General features: G+C 68.7%; 16 protein-coding genes. 1 reads left to right on the top strand and 15 read right to left on the bottom strand.

Annotation, left to right across the window (positions count from 1 at the left end):
- Positions 1–144: 144 nt before the first annotated feature.
- The 4 genes from QLQ86_RS12015 to QLQ86_RS12000 all read right to left on the bottom strand — a co-directional run bounded on the left by QLQ86_RS12015 (position 145) and on the right by QLQ86_RS12000 (position 3,311).
- Positions 145–336, bottom strand: coding sequence for a YgaP family membrane protein (locus QLQ86_RS12015; RefSeq protein WP_282817106.1), 192 nt, complete (start codon positions 334–336; stop codon positions 145–147).
- A gap of 29 nt (positions 337–365) precedes the next feature.
- The gene (locus QLQ86_RS12010) at positions 366–839 is read right to left on the bottom strand and encodes a hypothetical protein (RefSeq protein WP_407650089.1); all 474 of its coding nucleotides are present in this window, start codon (positions 837–839) and stop codon (positions 366–368) included.
- Positions 840–907: 68 nt separating this feature from the next.
- Positions 908–1,495: a rhodanese-like domain-containing protein gene (locus tag QLQ86_RS12005; protein ID WP_282817105.1), complete on the bottom strand. Its 588-nt coding sequence runs from the start codon at positions 1,493–1,495 to the stop codon at positions 908–910.
- Positions 1,496–1,901: 406 nt separating this feature from the next.
- Positions 1,902–3,311, bottom strand: coding sequence for an MBL fold metallo-hydrolase RNA specificity domain-containing protein (locus QLQ86_RS12000; protein WP_282734881.1), 1,410 nt, complete (start codon positions 3,309–3,311; stop codon positions 1,902–1,904).
- Between the two features lie 294 nt (positions 3,312–3,605).
- On the opposite strand from QLQ86_RS12000, the gene QLQ86_RS11995 reads away from it, so the two are divergent.
- The gene (locus QLQ86_RS11995; protein WP_282817104.1) at positions 3,606–4,115 is read left to right on the top strand and encodes a gluconokinase; all 510 of its coding nucleotides are present in this window, start codon (positions 3,606–3,608) and stop codon (positions 4,113–4,115) included.
- 110 nt (positions 4,116–4,225) lie between these two features.
- On the opposite strand, the gene QLQ86_RS11990 is transcribed toward QLQ86_RS11995, so the two are convergent.
- From QLQ86_RS11990 to QLQ86_RS11940, 11 genes are all read right to left on the bottom strand, one after another.
- Complete coding sequence (locus QLQ86_RS11990; RefSeq protein ID WP_282817103.1) at positions 4,226–5,527, bottom strand: TRAP transporter large permease; 1,302 nt, start codon at positions 5,525–5,527, stop codon at positions 4,226–4,228.
- Positions 5,527–6,126, bottom strand: a complete 600-nt coding sequence (locus tag QLQ86_RS11985) for a TRAP transporter small permease subunit (RefSeq protein ID WP_282734884.1) — start codon at positions 6,124–6,126, stop codon at positions 5,527–5,529. The genes QLQ86_RS11990 and QLQ86_RS11985 overlap by 1 nt, the downstream gene beginning before the upstream one ends.
- A gap of 75 nt (positions 6,127–6,201) precedes the next feature.
- The gene (locus tag QLQ86_RS11980) at positions 6,202–7,236 is read right to left on the bottom strand and encodes a TRAP transporter substrate-binding protein (protein ID WP_282734885.1); all 1,035 of its coding nucleotides are present in this window, start codon (positions 7,234–7,236) and stop codon (positions 6,202–6,204) included.
- 71 nt (positions 7,237–7,307) lie between these two features.
- Positions 7,308–8,102 carry a FadR/GntR family transcriptional regulator gene (locus QLQ86_RS11975; protein ID WP_282817102.1) on the bottom strand — a complete coding sequence of 265 codons (795 nt, stop codon included), beginning with the start codon at positions 8,100–8,102 and terminating at the stop codon, positions 7,308–7,310.
- A gap of 172 nt (positions 8,103–8,274) precedes the next feature.
- A complete protein-coding gene (locus QLQ86_RS11970; protein ID WP_282734887.1) occupies positions 8,275–9,495 on the bottom strand; it encodes a glycosyltransferase family protein in 1,221 nt (406 codons plus the stop codon).
- Positions 9,492–10,406, bottom strand: a complete 915-nt coding sequence (locus tag QLQ86_RS11965) for an HAD-IIB family hydrolase (protein ID WP_282817101.1) — start codon at positions 10,404–10,406, stop codon at positions 9,492–9,494. The genes QLQ86_RS11970 and QLQ86_RS11965 overlap by 4 nt, the downstream gene beginning before the upstream one ends.
- Before the next feature lie 219 nt (positions 10,407–10,625).
- Positions 10,626–11,891, bottom strand: a complete 1,266-nt coding sequence (gene glyA, locus QLQ86_RS11960) for a serine hydroxymethyltransferase (protein ID WP_282734889.1) — start codon at positions 11,889–11,891, stop codon at positions 10,626–10,628.
- 141 nt (positions 11,892–12,032) lie between these two features.
- On the bottom strand, positions 12,033–13,427 hold the full coding sequence (locus tag QLQ86_RS11955) for a hypothetical protein (RefSeq protein ID WP_282817100.1): 1,395 nt from the start codon (positions 13,425–13,427) through the stop codon (positions 12,033–12,035).
- 45 nt (positions 13,428–13,472) lie between these two features.
- Positions 13,473–14,900: a polyphosphate kinase gene (locus QLQ86_RS11950; RefSeq protein WP_282817099.1), complete on the bottom strand. Its 1,428-nt coding sequence runs from the start codon at positions 14,898–14,900 to the stop codon at positions 13,473–13,475.
- Positions 14,901–14,909: 9 nt separating this feature from the next.
- Positions 14,910–17,510: an ABC transporter permease gene (locus tag QLQ86_RS11945; RefSeq protein ID WP_282817098.1), complete on the bottom strand. Its 2,601-nt coding sequence runs from the start codon at positions 17,508–17,510 to the stop codon at positions 14,910–14,912.
- The gene (locus QLQ86_RS11940) at positions 17,507–18,223 is read right to left on the bottom strand and encodes an ABC transporter ATP-binding protein (protein WP_282817097.1); all 717 of its coding nucleotides are present in this window, start codon (positions 18,221–18,223) and stop codon (positions 17,507–17,509) included. Before QLQ86_RS11940 ends, QLQ86_RS11945 begins: the two co-directional genes overlap by 4 nt.
- Positions 18,224–18,312 lie beyond the last annotated feature (89 nt).

Raw genomic sequence — 18,312 nt, 5'->3', positions numbered from 1 at the left:
GCTCTATACACCGATTGAGGCCGTGCATGGTCGCGATAGTTCCAGGCCGCCCCGGAAGCGGCCTGCACGCCCCCCAACGCAAGGCGCCCGCGACCCGGAGGTCGCAGGCGCTGCAGGGAAGGTTCTTGGCCAACGCCAGACGGGTTACTGGTTCGGCTTGCGGGTGTTGATGCCCAGCAGTTTCCAGACCGGGCAGAAGTTGAACAGGCCGGTGGCCAACGGCACCACGCCGATCCAGCCCCAGACGCCGATGGTGCCGGTCAGTGCCAGCAGGATCAGCACGGCGCCGACCGCGATACGGGCTATCTTGTCGATACCGCCCACATTGCTCTTCATGGTGGACTCCTTCGGTTCGCTTCGGACACTCAGAAGCTGTAAACGGGGATGGACGGGTCTCGCATCATCTCGGCCATCGGGCCCGGGGCGGCCACGCCGACACCTTCCCGCAGGTCACCCTCCTCGTGGTCGCTGTTGGGCAGGTAGATCGCGCAGACGTCCACCTGGGCGCCATTCTCCATCAGCATGCCCAGGATGCTCTCCGGCTTGACCTGGCCCGCCGGATTGCTGGGTGGCGTGTTGATCGCCTCGGCGCTCGCGTAGCCCTGGACGGCCAGGTCGCCGGCGGCGTCACACAGCAGGATATGCAGGTCGGTGCCCTGCTGCTGCATGGCGTTGGAGAGGATCATCGCCATGCCCTGGGTCTGCAGCGAGCCGCTGGTGAGGATCACCAGGGCCTGGTCCTGCGGCTCCTCGCCACCGTGGCTGTCGGCCATGGCGACCCCGGAACATCCGATGGCAGCAGCGGCGGCGGCCAGGGTCAGTGTCTTCGTGATGGTCATGCGCTCACCTCGTTGGATCGTTGGTGATGACGAGCCCTCACCCGCCAGGCGGGGTCGTCGGGTGGGTGTCACTCGGCCGGACGCCAGGCGACGTCGGGGTCGATCTCGTAGCTCCAGGGCAGGCCGGCGTTGCGCCAGCCATTGACCGCACGCACGCCCCTGGAATCGCCCTCCTCGAGCTTGCCGCCCTCGAAGCCATCGGTCATCGAATAGACCTGGCTGAAGCCCATCTCGGTGATGATGTCGGCGCCCGGGGCGCTGCGGGTGGCGCCAGAGCGGCACATGACGATGATCGGATCGTCGTCGGCCACGTCCAGGGCATCCAGCTCGGCGCGCACCTGGGCCTCGAAGTCGGCATTCCTGACCATCGGCCAGGTCTTTGCCTCCTCGTCGAAGTTCTCCCGATCGGCCAGCACCCAGGGCACATGGATATCGGTGGGCTCGGCGAAGCCGGTGAACTTGATCTCGATGGGGTCGCGCACGTCGATCAGCACGGCCCGCTCGTTCTCCTGCATCAGTTCATAGGCCTCGCTTGCCGTGACATAGAGCCCCAGTTGGGTCTCCCGGTAGGCGGGAACCTCTTCCTCGGCCAGGGCCGGGCCGGCAACCAGGGTCGCCGCCAGCAGGGAACCGGCCAGCAGGTGCATCATCTTCATAACAAATACCTCTAAGCAAATAACTTTTTCACATCACCCAGAGTCTAGTGCATGGCCACATCTCCTGCATGGGACATCTAGACGCACCTTGATACAGGTCAATCCGCCGCACTCACTGGCCGAAGCCAGTGGCGTCATGGCGGATCTGTTCCCGCTGGCACAGCAGCGCCTGTCCCGAATCCCGCGAGGGCTCAAAGAGCCTCGGCGGGTGGCAGGGGGGTCCGACCACAAGGATGTAGATCGGCGGACAGCGCGACACACAGGCCCGCGGGAAATCTGCCATGTCCTGCCGCGGGATCAGGATATGGCAGGCCAGCAGCCGGGCAGGAACGGGCGGAACAACGCCACCGGGGCCACCCGAAGGCTGACCCCATCTCGCCACGTCACGCGGGGTGGCGAGGCCCGCTCAGAGCTCGATACGGTCGCCGTAGGCGGGAATCTCGGCCTCGATGTCGCTGCGGGCGAGGGCCGCCTGCAGCGCCTGCTGGGCGCCGGGCTCGCCATGCACCAGGTAGAAGCGCGGGCGATGGCGGAAGGCCCCGGCCCAGCCCAGCAGCTGGGTCTGGCCGGCATGGGCGGAGAAACCGCCGATGGTGTGGACCTTCGCCTTGACCGCCAGGTCGCGGCCCAGCACGCGGATCCGCTCGGCGCCGTCGACGATCTGGCGCCCCACCGTGCCCGCCGCCTGGAAACCCACGATCACCAGCCGGGTATCGGGCTTCTCCAGGTTGTAGCGGAAGTGGTGGATGATGCGCCCGCCATTGCACATCCCGGCCCCGGCGATGATGATCGCCCCGCCGTGGATGCGGTTGATGGCCATGGACTCCTCCACCGTGCGGGTCATGCGCAGGATCGGCAGGTACTGGCTGGTGTCGCCGCTGGCGGCCACGTTGAGCACCTTGAGGTCCTCGGGATCCAGCGACTTGCGTGCACGGTGATAGAGCTCGGTGACCCGGATCGCCATGGGGCTGTCCAGGAAGACCATCTGCTGGCGCAGGCGCCCTTCATGGTAGAGCACGCTCAGGTGGTAGAGGATCTCCTGGGTGCGCCCCACGGCGAAGGCGGGAATCAGGACGTTGCCGCCGTCGGCATGGGCCTCCTCCAGCACGCGGGCGAACTCCTCGAGAGTCTCCTCCAGGGGGCGGTGGTCACGGTCTCCGTAGGTGCTCTCCATCAGCACCAGGTCGGCGTCATAGAGCTTTTCGGGATCCTTCATCAGCACCGAGCTGGGATTGCCCAGATCGCCGGAAAATACCAGGCGCCGGGTCTGTCCCCCCGAGGGCAGGGCCAGCTCGACGATGGCCGAACCGAGGATGTGGCCGGCGTCACGAAATACCAGGCTGGCCCCGCCCGGCAGTTCGACCAGCTGGCCGTAGGGATGAGACTCGCAGAGTGCCAGGGTCTGCGCCACGTCCTCCAGCTCATAGAGCGGCTCGACCAGCGGCTTGTCGTTGCGCTTGCGCCACTTGTTCTCCCACTCGATGTCCTTGGCCATGATGAAGGCGGCGTCCTGGAGCATGATCTCCAGCAGGTCGCGGGTGCCTCGGGTGCAGTGGATCGGCCCGCGATACCCCTCCCGCACCAGCTTGGGCAGCAGCCCCGAGTGGTCGAGATGGCCATGGGAGAGCACTACCGCTTCGAGCTCCCGGGGCAGCTGGCCGAAGGACTTGGCGTTGGCCTCGTCGGCGTCGCTGCCACCCTGATGCAGGCCACACTCCAGCAGCAGCTTGTGCGAGCGGCCATTGCCGTCCAGTGCAATGAGATAGCGCGAACCGGTGACCTCCTTGACCGCGCCCTGGAAGGTGAGTGTCGACATGGTCTCGCTCCTTGTAGCCGAAGAACGGCTGGTAGCCGAAGAACAGGGCGAAGGCACGGCCCCGGCCTGCCCCCTTTGCCTCAGCATAACGGATTCCCGAACAGCCGGCGTCGTCCACGCCACACCCCTTGACCCGGATCATCCCGCATCGAGCGGGTGGTACATCAGCCCCTCGCGGCGCTGAAAAATGAATGAAGAAATTCCTGGCAACAGCCCGATATTCACTGGCCACTCATGGCTCATTTTCGCTATGATGAATGGCAACCATCTCGCCAACACAATGGAAGAAGACAGATGAAATCCACGCCGACACTCGTGCTGGTCATGGGGGTTTCAGGATCAGGAAAATCTCACGTCGGCAAGTTGCTTGCCGAGGCTATCGATGCCGACTTCATCGATGCCGACGACCACCACAGTGCCGGCAGCATCGCCAAGATGTCGCGTGGCAAACCCCTCAATGATGGTGACCGGGAAGGCTGGCTAGAGACCCTTGCCGACTTCTTTCGTGACCATGCCCGCCGAGGCCGTTCGCTGGTGATCGGCTGTTCGGCACTCAAGCGCCGCTACCGCGACCAGCTGCGCAAGGGAGCGCCGGCGCTGCGAATCCTCTACCTGCATGGCAGCCGCGAGCTATTGTTCGACCGGCTGACCCATCGCCAGGGACACTTCTTCCAGGGAGACCATATGCTGGACAGCCAGCTTCGCGACCTGGAACCCCCGGGCGATGACGAGGCGATTCGCGTGGATATTTCTCTCTCACCGGAGGAAATCGTCTCGACATTTCTCAAGAGAACCGTGGCCTGACACTTATCTCATATGACTCATTAAAGACCGCAATAAAACATCAATATCACATAATAAAGGGAGGCCATCGGCCTCCCTTTTTCATGCTTCTTCCTGCCCCATCTCCACGACTACAGCGGCCAGATGGCCAACTGGGGCCAGGTCAGAAGGGCCGCTAGCACCAGCAGTTGGATCGCCATGAAGGGCAGCACCGATATGTAGATGTCCTTCAAGCTGATGTCCGGTGGCGCCACGCTCTTCAGGTAGAAGGCCGCGGGGCCGAACGGCGGCGAGAGGAACGACACCTGCATGTTCACGGCGAAGAGGATGCCGAACCAGATCGGGTCATAGCCCAACTCAGTGACGATGGGCAGGAAGATCGGCAGGGCCAGCATGGCGATGCCGATCCAGTCCAGGAAGAGCCCCAGCACCAGCATGATCGCCATCATCACCAGGATGATCACGATGGGCGCCACCTCCATGCCCAGGATCATCCCCGACACGAAGCGGTTGCCGCCCATCAGGTTGTAGACCCCCACCAGGGCCGCGGCGCCGATGCCGATCCAGATGATCATGCCGCAGGTGAAGAGCGTCTGGCCCAGGCTATGGTGCAGGATGGCGATGTTGAACTCGCCGCGCAGCACGATGGCCAGCATCACCCCGAACACCCCCATGGCCGCCGCCTCGGTGACCGAGGCGATGCCGCCATAGATGGTGCCCAGCACCAGGAAGGCGATCATCCCCGGCAGCAGGATCGCCTTGACCGCCTCGAGCTTGCTGGCGAAGGGGTTGTCCTGGGTCGCGGCGGTGAGCGGCGGGCCCATCGCCGGGTTCTTCAGGCAGCGCACCAGCACGTAGGCGATGTAGGAGCCCATCAGGATCACCGCCGGGGTGATCGCCGCGGTGAACAGCTCGGCGATGGAGACGCTGGCGATCAGGCCGTAGATGATCAGCACGATCGACGGCGGCATCATGGTGCCCAGCGCCCCGCCGGCGCACACCACGCCGATGGAGAGGCGCTTGTCATAGCCCAGGCGCAGCATCTGCGGCAGCGCCAGGATGCCCAGCAGCACGATCTCGCCGCCGATGATCCCCGACAGCGCGGCGAGGAAGAAGGCCACCACGATGGTCTGCACCGCCACGCCGCCGGGCAGCCGCCCGGCGAACACCCGCATGGCGTTGAACAGGTCCTTGGCGATGCCCGAGCGGTCGAGCAGCGAGGCCATCAGCACGAACATCGGCACCGCCACCAGCGAGTACTCGGTGATGAAGCTGAACACCCGGCTGGTGACCAGCGGCAGCGCCGTCTCGCCGAACCAGCCGAAGGTGAAGACCATCGCCACCAGGCCGGTGATGAAGGCCAGCGGCAGGCCGGTGACCAGCAGGCCGAAGATGGCGGCGATCATCAGGATCGTGGCCGTCCCGATATCCATCAGCGTGTCTCCTCGTCTTGCGGGGCCGGAGCGGCGGGACGGGCGCGAATCGACTGCACCAGGTGCAGCAGCGCCTGCAGGGTCATCAGCGCCAGGGCAAACAGGATCATGCCCTTGACCAGCGCCGGAAAGGGCGGATTCCAGGAGGTGCCGGAGCGTTCCAGCTGCCACTCTCCGAGCGGGTTGTGCGAGGCACGCCAGAACATGTGGAAGGCGGCATAGCTCATGGTCAGGCAGAAGCCCAGGGTCACCAGGTCGTTGAAGCGGTCCATCCAGCACTTGAGCCGCGGGCCGGCGCTGTCATAGAGCACCTTGACGCGGATATGGCTGTTGCGGGCCAGCGCCGCGGGGCCGCCCAGGGCGAAGGTCACGGCGACCAGGAAGACCACGGACTCGTGCACCCAGGAGGTGGGGCTGTTGAAGCCGTAGCGCAGGAACACCTCGACCACGCTGATGCCCATGGCGATCAGCACCAGCCAGGCGGCGCCGCGGGCGCCCCGGGCCACCAGGCGGTCCAGGGCGGTGCGTTCGGGGCCGAGCTCCTCGACCTGCTCGATCAGCTCGGCCGGGTCGCGGTTGTCGGGGGAAGGTTGGGTCATGATGGGTCTCTTCGCACATCGTCCGGGCTCGGCCCGGACGATGGTCGGCTTGCCAGGGGGTGGATGTCGGCCGGCTTACATCAGGTTGCGGGCTTCGAGGAACTCGACCACGGAGTCGTAGATCTTCTGGTTCATCTCGCTCTCCTCGGCCCACTCGGCCCACTCCTCCTTGGCGATGGAACGGAACTTGGCGCGCTCCTCCGGGGCCATGTCGATCAGCTCGATGTCCTCGTCCTGGCGTGCCTCGGCCACGGCCTCGAGGTCCCGCTTCTTGAGCTCGAAGACCATCTCGTAGGCCAGCTTGTCCACCGAGGTCTCGAGGATCGCCTGGAGGTCCTCCGGCAGGCCGTCCCAGATCTCCTTGTTGAGGGAGACGGAGACCATGGGCAGTGAATGGAACCCCGGATAGTTCGGGTAGTTGGCGAAGCTGTGCAGCCCCTGGCTGTGGTTGGTGGAGAACACCGTGTAGTCGGCGGCGTCGATCACGCCCTTCTCCAGCGAGGTGTAGACCTCTGAGCCCGGCAGGTTCACCGGGGCGGCGCCGGCCTTCTCGAAGATGTTGTAGACCATGCCCTCCGGGGCGCGGACCTTGAGGCCCTCGAGATCCTCCACGGTGCGGATCGGGCGCTTGGAGGGGAAGGACTCCAGGCCGGTCGCAGCGGCACCGATCAGCTGCACACCGTAGGGGTTGACCAGCTCGTTGTAGAGCTCCTCGCCGCCACCGTGATTCATGTACTCCAGGAACTCCAGCGGGTCGCCCCAGGCGCCCACCAGGTTGCCGAGCATGCCGAAGGCCTTGTCGCGACCGGAGAAGTAGCTGGGATCGGTGAGATGGCCCTGGAGGATGCCCGACTCCACGGCGTCCAGGGTCTGGTTGGCCTGGACCACGGCGTTGACCGGCAGGATCTCGATCTCGATGCGCCCGTCGGACATGGTGTTGACGTTCTCGGCCCAGGCCTTCTTGAGCTCGAACTGCGGCTCGCCCGAGGTCTCGGAGGTCTGGAAGGTCCACTCGTACTCGGCGGCCTGTGCAGAGAAGGCCAGCGCGCCGAGCACGGCGGCGGTCAGGCCCTTGAGGGCAAAGGAGGGGCGTGGCGTGGTCTGTTTCATGGTGCGTTTCCTTCTGTGGCGCATGACGGTTGTTGTTGTCGGTGCAGGACACCGCGTGCGAGGCGAACCGGTCAACCCGGTTCGGGAACGTCTGCGCCCGGCAGGCGCAGACGTGGCGGACGATGGTCGAACAGGCTCTCGAACCCCAGATCCAGCCCGGTGCGCTCGAGCACGGAGAGGGCCGCCTGCTCTGCCTCCTCGGGCTGGCGCAGGCGGATCGCCTCCATCAGCCGGCGATGGCGCTCCATGCTGTCACTCAGCTCGGCCGCGCTGTGGTTGGAGGTCTCCACCAGCAGGCCGATGGCCGGCTTGAGCATGTGGCTGAGCTGGGCCCACAACAGGTTGTGGGTGGCCGCGAAGATCGCTTCGTGGAAGGCCACGTCGTGCTCGTCGTGGCTGCGCCCCTCGCAGCGCCGATCGGGCGCCTCCAGGGCACGGATCATGTCGCGCCAGGCCGTCTCGATGGCCAGCAGGTCGGCGGCGGTGGCATGCACCGCCGCCAGCCGCGCCATGAAGGGCTCCACGGCCACGCGGAAGGCGAAGATGTCGCGCTGGATGCGCGGGTTGGGCTGGGCGAAGCGGGCCATCCAGTCGCTGACCCGGGGGTCCAGCAGATGCCAGTCGGTGAGTTCGCGCACCCGGCTGCCCTGCCCCGAGATGCGCGTCAGCATGCCCGCCGAGACCAGCTGCTGCAGGGCACTGCGCACGGTGCTGCGGCTGACGCCATAGGTCTCGCAGAGATCCAGCTCTCTGGGCAGGAAGCTGCCCGGCGCATGCTCGCCGGCGAAGATCGCCCGGGCCAGGTCCTCGGCGATATCGGGCTTGTGGGCGAGTTTGCGCCCGGACGGGGGCTGACGCGATGACATGGGGCTCTCGGCGGCTCCTGTACGACTTGATGCAATCTATGTCGGACATAGGGTCGCCCAGATGCCACGGCCTTGCCTTTAGACTTTGGTCACACACCCGGAGCTTGTCGGATTTGACGCTGATCAGCCGCGATATCCGGCGCTTGCGTGACGACCGGTCAATCCATCATGTCTAGACCGCCGCGGCGTTGTCCCGCTCCACCGCCTGGAACATGCGCTCGGGCAGATCGGGAATCGCCGCCCTGACCCGGTTCCAGCTGGGGATGAAGGGGCGCTCGCCGGGGTTGTCGAGAAAGGCGCTGCCGGCCTCGAGCAGGTTGGCGGCGAACAGCTCCACGGCCTGCTCCTCGGCGTGGCGGTCGAGCCGCAGGCCGTTCATCACGGCATCGTGGTCATAGGCCTCGATCAGGTCCAGCGCCAGGCGGTAGTAGGTCGCCTTGAGAGTGCGAAAGCCCTCGGCGCTGAAGGTCACGCCCTGGGTGGCGAGCTTGCGGTAGAGCGCCTTGGCGATATCCAGGCTCATGCGGTTGAGGCCCCCGGAGGCGTCCTCGGCGGACACCGGCTGGTGCTTGTGGTCGTAGGCATCGGCCAGGTCCACCTGGCAGAGCCGCTTGGTGGAGTAGTTGCGATGCACCTCGGAGAGCACTCCGATCTCCAGGCCCCAGTCGGCGGGAATCCGGATGCCGTCGAGCACTTCGCTGCGCATGGAGAACTCGCCGGAGAGCGCATAGCGGTAGCTGTCCAGATACTCCAGGTAGGGCAGCGGCCCGTGCATCTGCTTGAGCGCCCGCAGCAGCGGCGTAACCATCAGCCGCGAGACCCGGCCATTGAGCCTGCCCTCGGCGATGCGCGGGTAGTACCCCTTGCAGAACTCGTAGTTGAAGTGGGGATGGACCACCGGGTAGAAGAGCCGCGCCAGCAGGCCCCGGTCGTAGGTGAGGATATCGCAGTCGTGCAGGGCGACCACCCGGCCGCGGTTCGAGGCCTGCACGTAGCCGGCGCAGTACCAGACATTGCGCCCCTTGCCGGGCTGCTGGGGCGCCAGACCCTGCGCCTCGAGCTCGTTATCCAGCGCCTGGAGCCGAGGGCCGTCGTTCCAAAGGATGCGGTGGTGCTGCGGCAGCCGGGCGAAGAACTCCCGGGCATGCAGGAACTGTTCGCGGTCGGCGCGATCGAGCCCGATCACCACCTCGGCGAGATAGGGCACCCGGCGAAGTTCCTCGACGATATGGGCCAGCGCCGGTCCCTCCAGCTCGGCGAAGAGCGACGGCAGGATCAGGCTCATGGGACGGCGCTCGGAGAACGCGACCAGCTCTTCCTCGAGGGCCGCCAGCGGCCGGCGGGTCAGATTGTGGAAGTCGGTGATGATGCCATTCTGGTGGAAGTCGCTCATGCCGTCGCCCTCCTGGCCCCGTCACTGCTGACGTGCGTCACCGCCGGCGCTGGCCGGCGGTCGCCTCGCCCCCACCAGTGGGCCACCCCCTCGGCCCAGCCGTCGGGGCCGGTGGCCCTGCTGCGATAGAGCGCCGGCTGGCGGGGCGACACCGCCAGGCCATGGCAGCCGCGGATCACCACCGCCTGGTCTACCGTCTCGAGCATGGGAATGTCGTTGGGGCCATCGCCGAACCCCAGGGTCAGCGGCCGCTGGCCACGCAGCGCCTCGAAGCGCTCGATCAGCCAGGCGACGGCACTGCCCTTGTGGCAATCCCCGGTGACGTGCCAGAAGCGCCCGCCGCGCATCAGGCGCAGGCCGTCGCCCTCGAGCCCCTCCCGGAAACGCGCCAGGCTGTCGTCCGAGTCCTCCCAGAGCAGCGGCTCGCTGCCCTCGCGCAGCCGCGCCAGCCGTGCCTGTGGCTCCGACAGGCCGGTGAAGGCCACTAGGTCGTCGAGGGTCATCTCGCTCATGGTGGTGAAGCCCACGCCCAGCCGCGACCGCCACACCGCGAGCCGCTGTCGGATGAAGCCGATGTCGACCCCCAGCGTCCTGATCACCAGGCCATCGGCGGCGGAGCCGCGGTCCAGCCGGGCATGGCACCAGGCCGGCGGCAGCCCGGCCACGGCGCCGTTCTCGGCGATGAAGGGGGCGTCCTCGATGCCGAGCTCGTGGCGCAGCGGCACGATCTCGCTGCGGGTCTTGCTGGTCACCGGGATCACCGGTACCCCTAGCGCCTTCAGCCGGGCGAGCCAGGGGCGGGCCGGGGCCCAGCCGTAGCAGTGGTGGTCGAGCAGCGAGCCATCCAGGTCGGTAAAGAGCAGGCGCGGGCGCCGGGCGGAGTCGGGGGGCGAGGCGGGTATCGAGGGCATGGCGTTTCCGGTTCCGTGTCGTGGACTCGCCATGCCCCATGCAGGGCGCATGCCAGGGCGAGCCAGAGGCCCCGTCTCACAGGGGCCCACGGCGCGTCATGCCCGGGCGTCGGCGCGATTGCACCAGCGCAGGACACGAAAACGCCCCGCCATGGTGCAGCCTGGCGGGGCGCTCGGGATCCCCTGGCCGCAGCCAGAGTCAGTCAGCGACAGGGCGTCTCAGCGATAAACCGGCAGGCGGGCACAGACGGCCTCGACCTTCGCCTTGACCTCGGCCTCGATGGCGGCGGTGTCGTCTCCTGCGGCCATGACGTCGAGGATGTCGCAGATCCAGCCGGCGAGCTCTCGACACTCGGTCTCGCCGAAGTCGCGGGTGGTCACTGCCGGGGTGCCGATGCGCAGGCCCGAGGTGACGAAGGGGCTCTGGGGATCGCCGGGCACGGCGTTCTTGTTGACGGTGATGTGGGCGCGCCCCAGGGCGGCGTCCGCATCCTTGCCGGTCAGGCCCTGCTTGATCAGCGAGAGCAGGAAGAGGTGGTCCTCGGTGCCGCCGGAGACCACCTCGAAGCCGCGCTCGATGAACACCCCGGCCATGGTCTGGGCATTCTTCACCACCTGCTGCTGGTAGGCCTTGAAGCCGGGCTCCATGGCCTCCTTGAAGCAGATCGCCTTGGCGGCGATGACGTGCTCCAGCGGGCCGCCCTGCCCGCCCGGGAAGACCGCAGACTGCAGCTTCTTCTCGATGGCCTCGTCGCCCTCGGCGGAGAGGATCAGGCCGCCACGCGGGCCGCGCAGGGTCTTGTGGGTGGTGGTGGTGACCACGTGGGCGTGGGGCAGCGGGGTCGGGTAGACGCCGGCCGCCACCAGGCCGGCCACGTGGGCCATGTCGACCAGCAGGTAGGCGCCCACCTCGTCGGCGATCTCGCGGAACGTCGCCCAGTCGATGATCTGGGAGTAGGCGGAGAAGCCGGCGATGATCATCTTGGGCCGGTGCTCGCGGGCGAGGCTGGCCACCTCGTCGTAATCGATGCGGCCGTTCTCGTCGATGCCGTACTGCACGGCATGGTAGTGCTTGCCGGAGAAGTTGGGCTTGGCGCCATGGGTCAGGTGCCCCCCCGCATCGAGGCTCATGCCGAGGATGGTATCGCCCGGCTTGACCAGCGCCTGGAACACCGCGCCGTTGGCCTGGGAGCCAGAGTGGGGCTGGACGTTGGCGTAGGTCGCGCCGAACAGCTCCCTGGCGTAGTCGATGGCCAGCTGCTCGACGATGTCCACGTACTCGCAGCCGCCGTAGTAGCGCTTGCCGGGATAGCCTTCCGCGTACTTGTTGGTCAGCTGGCTGCCCTGGGCCTCCAGCACCCGGGGACTGGCGTAGTTCTCGGAGGCGATCAGCTCGATGTGCGCTTCCTGGCGAGCGACTTCCTTCTGCATCGCATCGAACAGGACGTCATCGAAACCGGCAATCTGCATGTCACGGCTGAACATCGGCGGGAAACCTCGCAAAACGGGAGAATCTGGGGGCCACATGATACCCCAGCCCCCGTCGGCTTTCACATGAAAGGCGATCATGGGCAACCGCCGGATCCTTCATGGGCGCGCGACAGCGCGGCAGGCCTGCCGAACGCCTCAGCGGCTCTCCACCCGCATCTCGAGTCGCTCGGGCAGTGCCAGGGGATCGGCAGAGAGTGCGTCCAGTTCGCTGTCGGCGGGCAGGGTCAGCTGGAGGGTGAGCTCGCTCGCCTCGCCCGCCATCATCGCCACCAGGCCGGTGAGGACGGCCTCGATCTCGGGGCCGAGCATCATGCCGAATCCCCGGGCCTGGGTCCGCGCCTGCTCCACGAAGACCGCCTCGCTGATCCCCTGGCTGGCCGCCATGACCGCCGGCAGACGGCCGAAGAGCCCGAGGTCCGAGATAGTGGCGTCGACCCGCCCGCCCAGCAGGGTCACGCCCTCCAGGCTCTCCATCTCGGCCAGGAAGGCGGCCGGCTCTACGCCCTCGGGCAGGCGCACCGGCAGGTCGGCATCCACCGCCCAGCCGAAGGCCTCCTCGGCAGTGATGTCCAGCTCGCCGAGCAGCCGGGTGTCGCCGTCTACCGCCTCCCAGCGTCCGGTGGAGACCGCATCGAGGCGCAGCGTTCCGCTACCGCCGGTGAGCACGTTGCTGGCCATGCGCAGTTGCGTGCGCTCCTCCTCGGGCGCCAGGGCGATCATGCGAGCCAGGTCGAGGTCCAGCGCCTCGAGGCGCACCCCGCCTTCCCCGTCCTGCAGGTCACCATCCACCTCGAGTCCGGCCAGGGTCGCCACCAGCCGGTCGGAGTCGATCGCCAGGTCGCGCAGCTCGAGGCGGTCGAGCTCCCGTTCGTCCTCCTCGCCCTGCAGGCCGCGCAGCCCCTCCACCCGAGCGAACGCCAGGGAGAGGGTGCCGCGGCCGAACTCCCCCTCCCCCTCGGCCTGCCCCTCGAGCCCGCTGAGCTCCAGGCTGTCGATGGCCTCGCGTGACAGGCCGGTGGCCTGCAGGCGCTCGACGCTGACCCGCCCACGCCCTTCGCCGAACCCCTCCCCCAGGTCCTGGCCGGCGAACTCGGCGGCCAGCGCCTCGACGTCGAGCCCGGCGATACGCACACCCTCGGGCCAGCTCTCCTCATGGAGGGGCAGCACCGCTCGGGAGGGGTCATCGAGGACCAGGGCCTCGGCGGTCAGCTGCACCTGCTCGTGGCCGGGAGTCTCCAGGCGGATGCCCTCGATGCGCACCTCGTCGGGCCGGTCGTAGTCGCCACTGACCTCGTAGCGGTCGAGCCACAGCTGCTGCCCCTCGGGGCCGACGAAATGGAGCTCGCGGGCGGTGACGCGGTCTCGGATCAGCGCCGCCGAGACCTCGCCGATCTCGAGGCACCCCTCGGCGGCAAACAGCGACCGCAGGTCGGCCTCCAGGCGCTCTGCCGGGTCGTCGGCCAGGGCCGGCAGGGAAGTCGACAAGGCGAGGGCGGCCAGAGTGGCCGGCAGGTACCGCGTCGGACGCATGGGATCACCTCCGGTGTGAGCATGGTGGATGATCAGCAGTCTACATCAGTGCGGCGAGGCCAGGCGCATCTCCAGCCGCCGATTGACCTCCTCGAGCACGGCGAGGCGCGCCCGGCGCTTGTCGTCGCAGGCGATCAGTGCCCACTCGGCGCCCGGCGCCTGGGTGCGGGCGAACATCTCGTCGATAGCCTGTCGATAGTCGTCCCAGCGCTTGCGGTTGCGCCAGTCCTCGTCGGTGAGCTTGTGGCGCTTGTGGGGCGTGGCGGCTCGGGCCTCGAAACGGCGCAGCTGCTCCTCCTGGCTGATGGCCAGGAACAGCTTGCCGAGCACGGTACCGTGGGCCAGCAGCTGGCGCTCGAACTCGCGGATCTCCGCATAGGCACGCCGCCAGTCCGCCTCGGGGGCCAGCCCCTCGACCCGTTCCACCAGCACCCTGCCGTACCAGCTGCGGTCGAAGATGGCGATGCGACCGTCGGCCGGCAGTCGACGCCAGAAGCGCCAGGCCCAGGGCAATGCCAGCTCCTCGTCGCTGGGGGCCGCGATGCGATGGATCCGGTACTGGCGGGCATCCAGTGCCGCGGTGACCCGATGGATGCCGCCCCCCTTTCCCGCTGCGTCGAGTCCCTCGAAGGCCAGCACCACCGGGATGCGCCGGCGGGCCACCTCCCGGGCGTTGATCGCCAGGCGGCCCTGGGCCTCGGCGAGCCGCGCGGCATAGCTCGCCTTCTTCAGCGAGGCCTCCACCCGGGGCTCGGCACGGCATATCGAGGGCGCCGCCGCCACCTCGCCGGGCACCCCCTCCGGCACGCAGGAGGGCGCCACGGGGGGCGCGGCCAGGGTCTCGTGCAGCAGGGCCCCCACCCGCTGGAGCTGTGCCGCCGGGTCGCGGAAGTCGAGCCGCCGCCAGGGCGCATGATCGGCCGCGGTGGCGTCGCGCATCTCGCGCCCCAGGGCGGCGATGGCGGCATGCTGCAGATGGCGCTGCCAGTCGGTGGCACTCAGCTGCCAGGCACGGGCCGGGTCCTCCTGCAATGCCTGCAGGTGACGGCGCTGTGCGGGACGGTCGATGTCCATCCACAGCTTGAGGACTACCACCCCTTCGGCGGCCAGCTCGGCCTCGAACGCGCGGATCTCCCCCAGCCTGTCGCGGAAGGCGCCCGGCGGGAGACGCCGTTCGGCCCGGGCGAAGAGCGCATCGCCGTACCAGCCATGGATGAAGATGCCGATGCGGCCGCGATCGGGAAGGCGTCGCCAGAAGCGCCACCAGTAGGGTCGCTCGCGCTCCTCGCTGCTGGGGCCCAGGGCATGCACCTCGGTATGGCGGTTGTCCAGCCAGTGGTTGAGCTCGTTGACCAGCCGTCCCTTGTGGGTGACGGCGTGACCGGTCAGCAGCAGGATCACCGCCCGCTCCCGGCGACGGGCGAGGTCGAGCTGTGCCTCCAGCAGGCGGGCGCGCAGGGTGTCGGTCTTCATGGCCGCGCCTCAGGCCTCGCCCAGCAGACCGAGGCTGGCCGCCGGGGCCTGGCGGCGCAGGCCCCGGGAGAGCAGGTGCCCGATGAGGCCGATCAACAGCGCGCCGGCCGGTGGCAGGGTCAGCCACAGCAGCCAGTGGACCCGGGGGGCCAGGTCGAACCAGGCCAGGTAGATCCCGGCGGTTGCCAGCTCCGCCAGCAAGGCACCCATCAGCCCGCTGGCCAGTCCCAGCACGGCGAACTCCGCCGCCTGCATTCGCGACAGCAGCCGATTGCTGGCTCCGAAGACCCGCAGCAGGCCGCTTTCGTGGGCCCGTACCGGCAGGCTGGCGGTCAACGCCGCATAGAGCACGCTGATGCCGGCCAGCAGCACGAAGCCCAGCACCAGCTCTACCGCCCGGGTGACCTGGGTCAGCACCTCGCGCACCTGGCCGAGGATGGCATCCACGTCAAGCAGGGTGACGCCCGGGAAGTCCTGCACCAGGCGGCGCGTCAGGTCGCGGTCGTCGTCGCCGAGATGGAAGGCGGTGATGTAGCTGTGGCCGAAACGCTCCAGGGTCCCCGGGGGGAAGATCACGTAGAAGTTCGGCCGGAAGCTCTCCCAGTCGAGACTGCGCAGGCTGGTCACCTCGCCGGTGACCTCGTCGCTGCCGATGGTGAAGGTCAGGCGGTCGCCCAGGGCGAGGCCGAGTCGCTCGGCCAGGCCATCCTCCATGGAGATCGGCACTGCCGCCTCGCTGTCCGCGGGGCGCGGTTCGGCGACCACCTCGTCCAGCCAGCCGCCCGCCGACGCGGACTGCCCTTCGGCGAACCATTCACCCGCCACCACCCGGTTGCCCTCGGGCAGGGTCTCGCGCCAGGTCAGGTTGAGTTCGCGACGCAGGGCGTTGTCGCCTCGCGACTCGGCGGGCACGGCCTCCTGCGGGGCCTGGTCGTTGATGGCGGTAAGACGTCCGCGGACCATCGGATAGAGGGCGCTGCGGGTATCCGCGGCCCCGGCCAGCGCCGAGGCGAAGGCATCGCGCTCCTGGGGCTGGATATTGAGGGCGAAGTGATTGGGGGTGTCCGCCGGCAGCTGGGCCTGCCAGGTGGTGAGCAGATCGCCGCGCACCAGGGCGATCATCGCCACGGCGAAGAAGGTCACCGAGAAGGCCAGCAGCTGGCCGAGGCTCGCCTGGCGGCGCCGCGCCAGCTGCTGGCCACCCAGCCGCACGGCGGTGACCATGCCATCCGCCGGGCCGCGGCCACGCGGCAGCCGGGCAGTGCCCCGCAGCACCAGGCCCAGCAGTGCCCCGCCGAGCCCCCAGAGCACCACCAGCATCACCAGCCCGCCCAGCAGCAGGCCCGCAGCCAGCCCAGGGTCCCCGGAGTAGAGCCACAGCAGCCCGCCGAAGACCAGTGCCGCCACGCCCACCACCAGCCAGGCCGAGGGCGGCAGCGGGTCCAGTTCACGGCGCAGCACCTTGAGGGCGCTGACCCGCTTGAGGCGCAGCAGGGTCGGCCCGGCGAAGCCGGCCAGTACCGCCAGCGCGGTGAACACCCCGAGCCACAGCGGCAGTATGCCGGGCGCCGGCAGGCTGAACGGCAGGAAGGCCGACAGCAGCCGCACCAGCAACGCCTGCCCGGCCAGCCCCAGCAGGGCCCCCAGCGCCGAGGCCGCCAGCGCCAGCCACAGCAGCTGCAGCACGAACAACCGCAGCAGCTCGCGCTGGGTGGCGCCGAAGCAGCGCAGCAGCGCCGTGGTATCCAGGTGGCGGTCGACGTAGCGGCGGGTGGACATGGCCACGGCGACCCCGGCCAGCAGCACGGCGGCGAGCCCCGCCAGACCGAGATATTTCTCGGCCCGCGCCAGGGCATTGCCCAGCTGGGGGCGGTCGCTGCGCACGTCACGCACCTCCACGCCCTCACGGCGCAGCCGCTGCAGCAGCGGCTCGACGCGGGCCACCGCCTCGGCGCTGCCGGCGGCCAGCAGCTCGAACTCCACCCGCGAGCCGTCCTGGACGAGGCCGGTCGCGTCCAGGTCGTCGTGGTGCATCATCAGGCGCGGATTGAAGCTGCCAAAACCGGCCGACTGGTCGGGCTCGCGCTCGATCACCCCACCCACCTCGAGCTCGGTCTCCCCCAGGCGAATCCGGTCCCCCACCTCGAGCTCCATCAGCAGCGCGAGACGCGGCGCCACCCAGGCCTCGCCCGGCGCCGGGCCATGGGCCAGCGACTCGATGCCGTTGCCGCGGTCCACCCGAGCCGTGCCATAGTGGGGATAGACGGCGTCGACCACCTTGAGGCTGGCCGGCTGGAAGCGGTCACCGCGGCTGACCATGGAGACCATGTCGACCTGGTCGGAGAGCGTCAGGCCGGCGTCCTCGAGGGCCCGGCGGACCGCCTCGTCGAAGGGCCGGCCCTGCTCCAGTACCACGTCGCCGCCCGAGAGCTGGCCGGCCTGGCGGGTCAGGCCGCGGTCGAGGCGATCGAGAAAGAAGCCGATCATGGTCGACGCGGCCACCGCCAGCGCCAGCGCCAGCGCCAGGGCACGCACGTCGGCGGCGCGCAGGTCACGGATCAGGCCCCGGGCCGAGAGGCGCAGCAGGGCCGGCCAGGCGGTGCGGCTCATGCCATCACCTCGTCGCGCGCCATCTCGACCAGCCGGCCACCCTCCAGGCGCAGGCAGCGATCGCAGCGCCGCGCCAGGGCGTGGTCATGGGTCACCAGCACCAGGGTGGTGCCGGCCTCACGGTTGAGCGAGAACAGCGCCTCGATGATGCGCTCTCCGGTGACCGGGTCCAGGTTGCCGGTGGGCTCGTCGGCGAACACCAGCTCGGCCCCGGTGACGAAGGCCCGGGCCAGGGCCACGCGCTGCTGCTCGCCGCCGGAGAGCTGCTTGGGCAGGTGGTCCAGGCGCTCGCCGAGGCCGACGCGGGTCAGCCAGTCGCGGGCCCTGGCCTCGGCCCCGGGGGTCGGCGACAGCTCCAGCGGCAGCAGCACGTTCTCCAGGGCCGTCAGGGTGGGCAGCAGCTGGAAGTTCTGGAACACGAAGCCCACCCGCCCCGCCCGCAGGGAGGCCCGGCCATCCTCGTCGAGCGCGCGCAGCGACTGGCCGAAGAGCGACAGCTCGCCGCCGCTGGGCGCGTCCAGGCCGGCCAGCAGGCCCAGCAGGGTCGACTTGCCGGCCCCGCTCTGGCCGAGAATCGCCACGCTCTCCCCGGGGAACACTGCCAGCGACAGGTCACTCAGAATGCTCAGTCGCCGCTCACCGCTCTCCACCTCCTTGGTGAGACGGTCGGCGTGTAGAATCGGCGAGGCATCCGTTCGAGAGGAGATGGACATGGCAAAGGGCTTCCCTGTAGGTGCGTTGGGCCGGCATGCACCGCGCCGGCTCGCTAGGCGCTGGCTCACGGCGCTCTGGTTGACGCTAC

It is taken from the genome of Halomonas rhizosphaerae, from assembly GCF_030012485.1.
Taxonomy (GTDB): domain Bacteria; phylum Pseudomonadota; class Gammaproteobacteria; order Pseudomonadales; family Halomonadaceae; genus Halomonas; species Halomonas rhizosphaerae.
The sequence above is the reverse complement of the archived record's forward strand: the minus strand, read 5'-3'. Positions and strand labels throughout refer to the sequence as shown.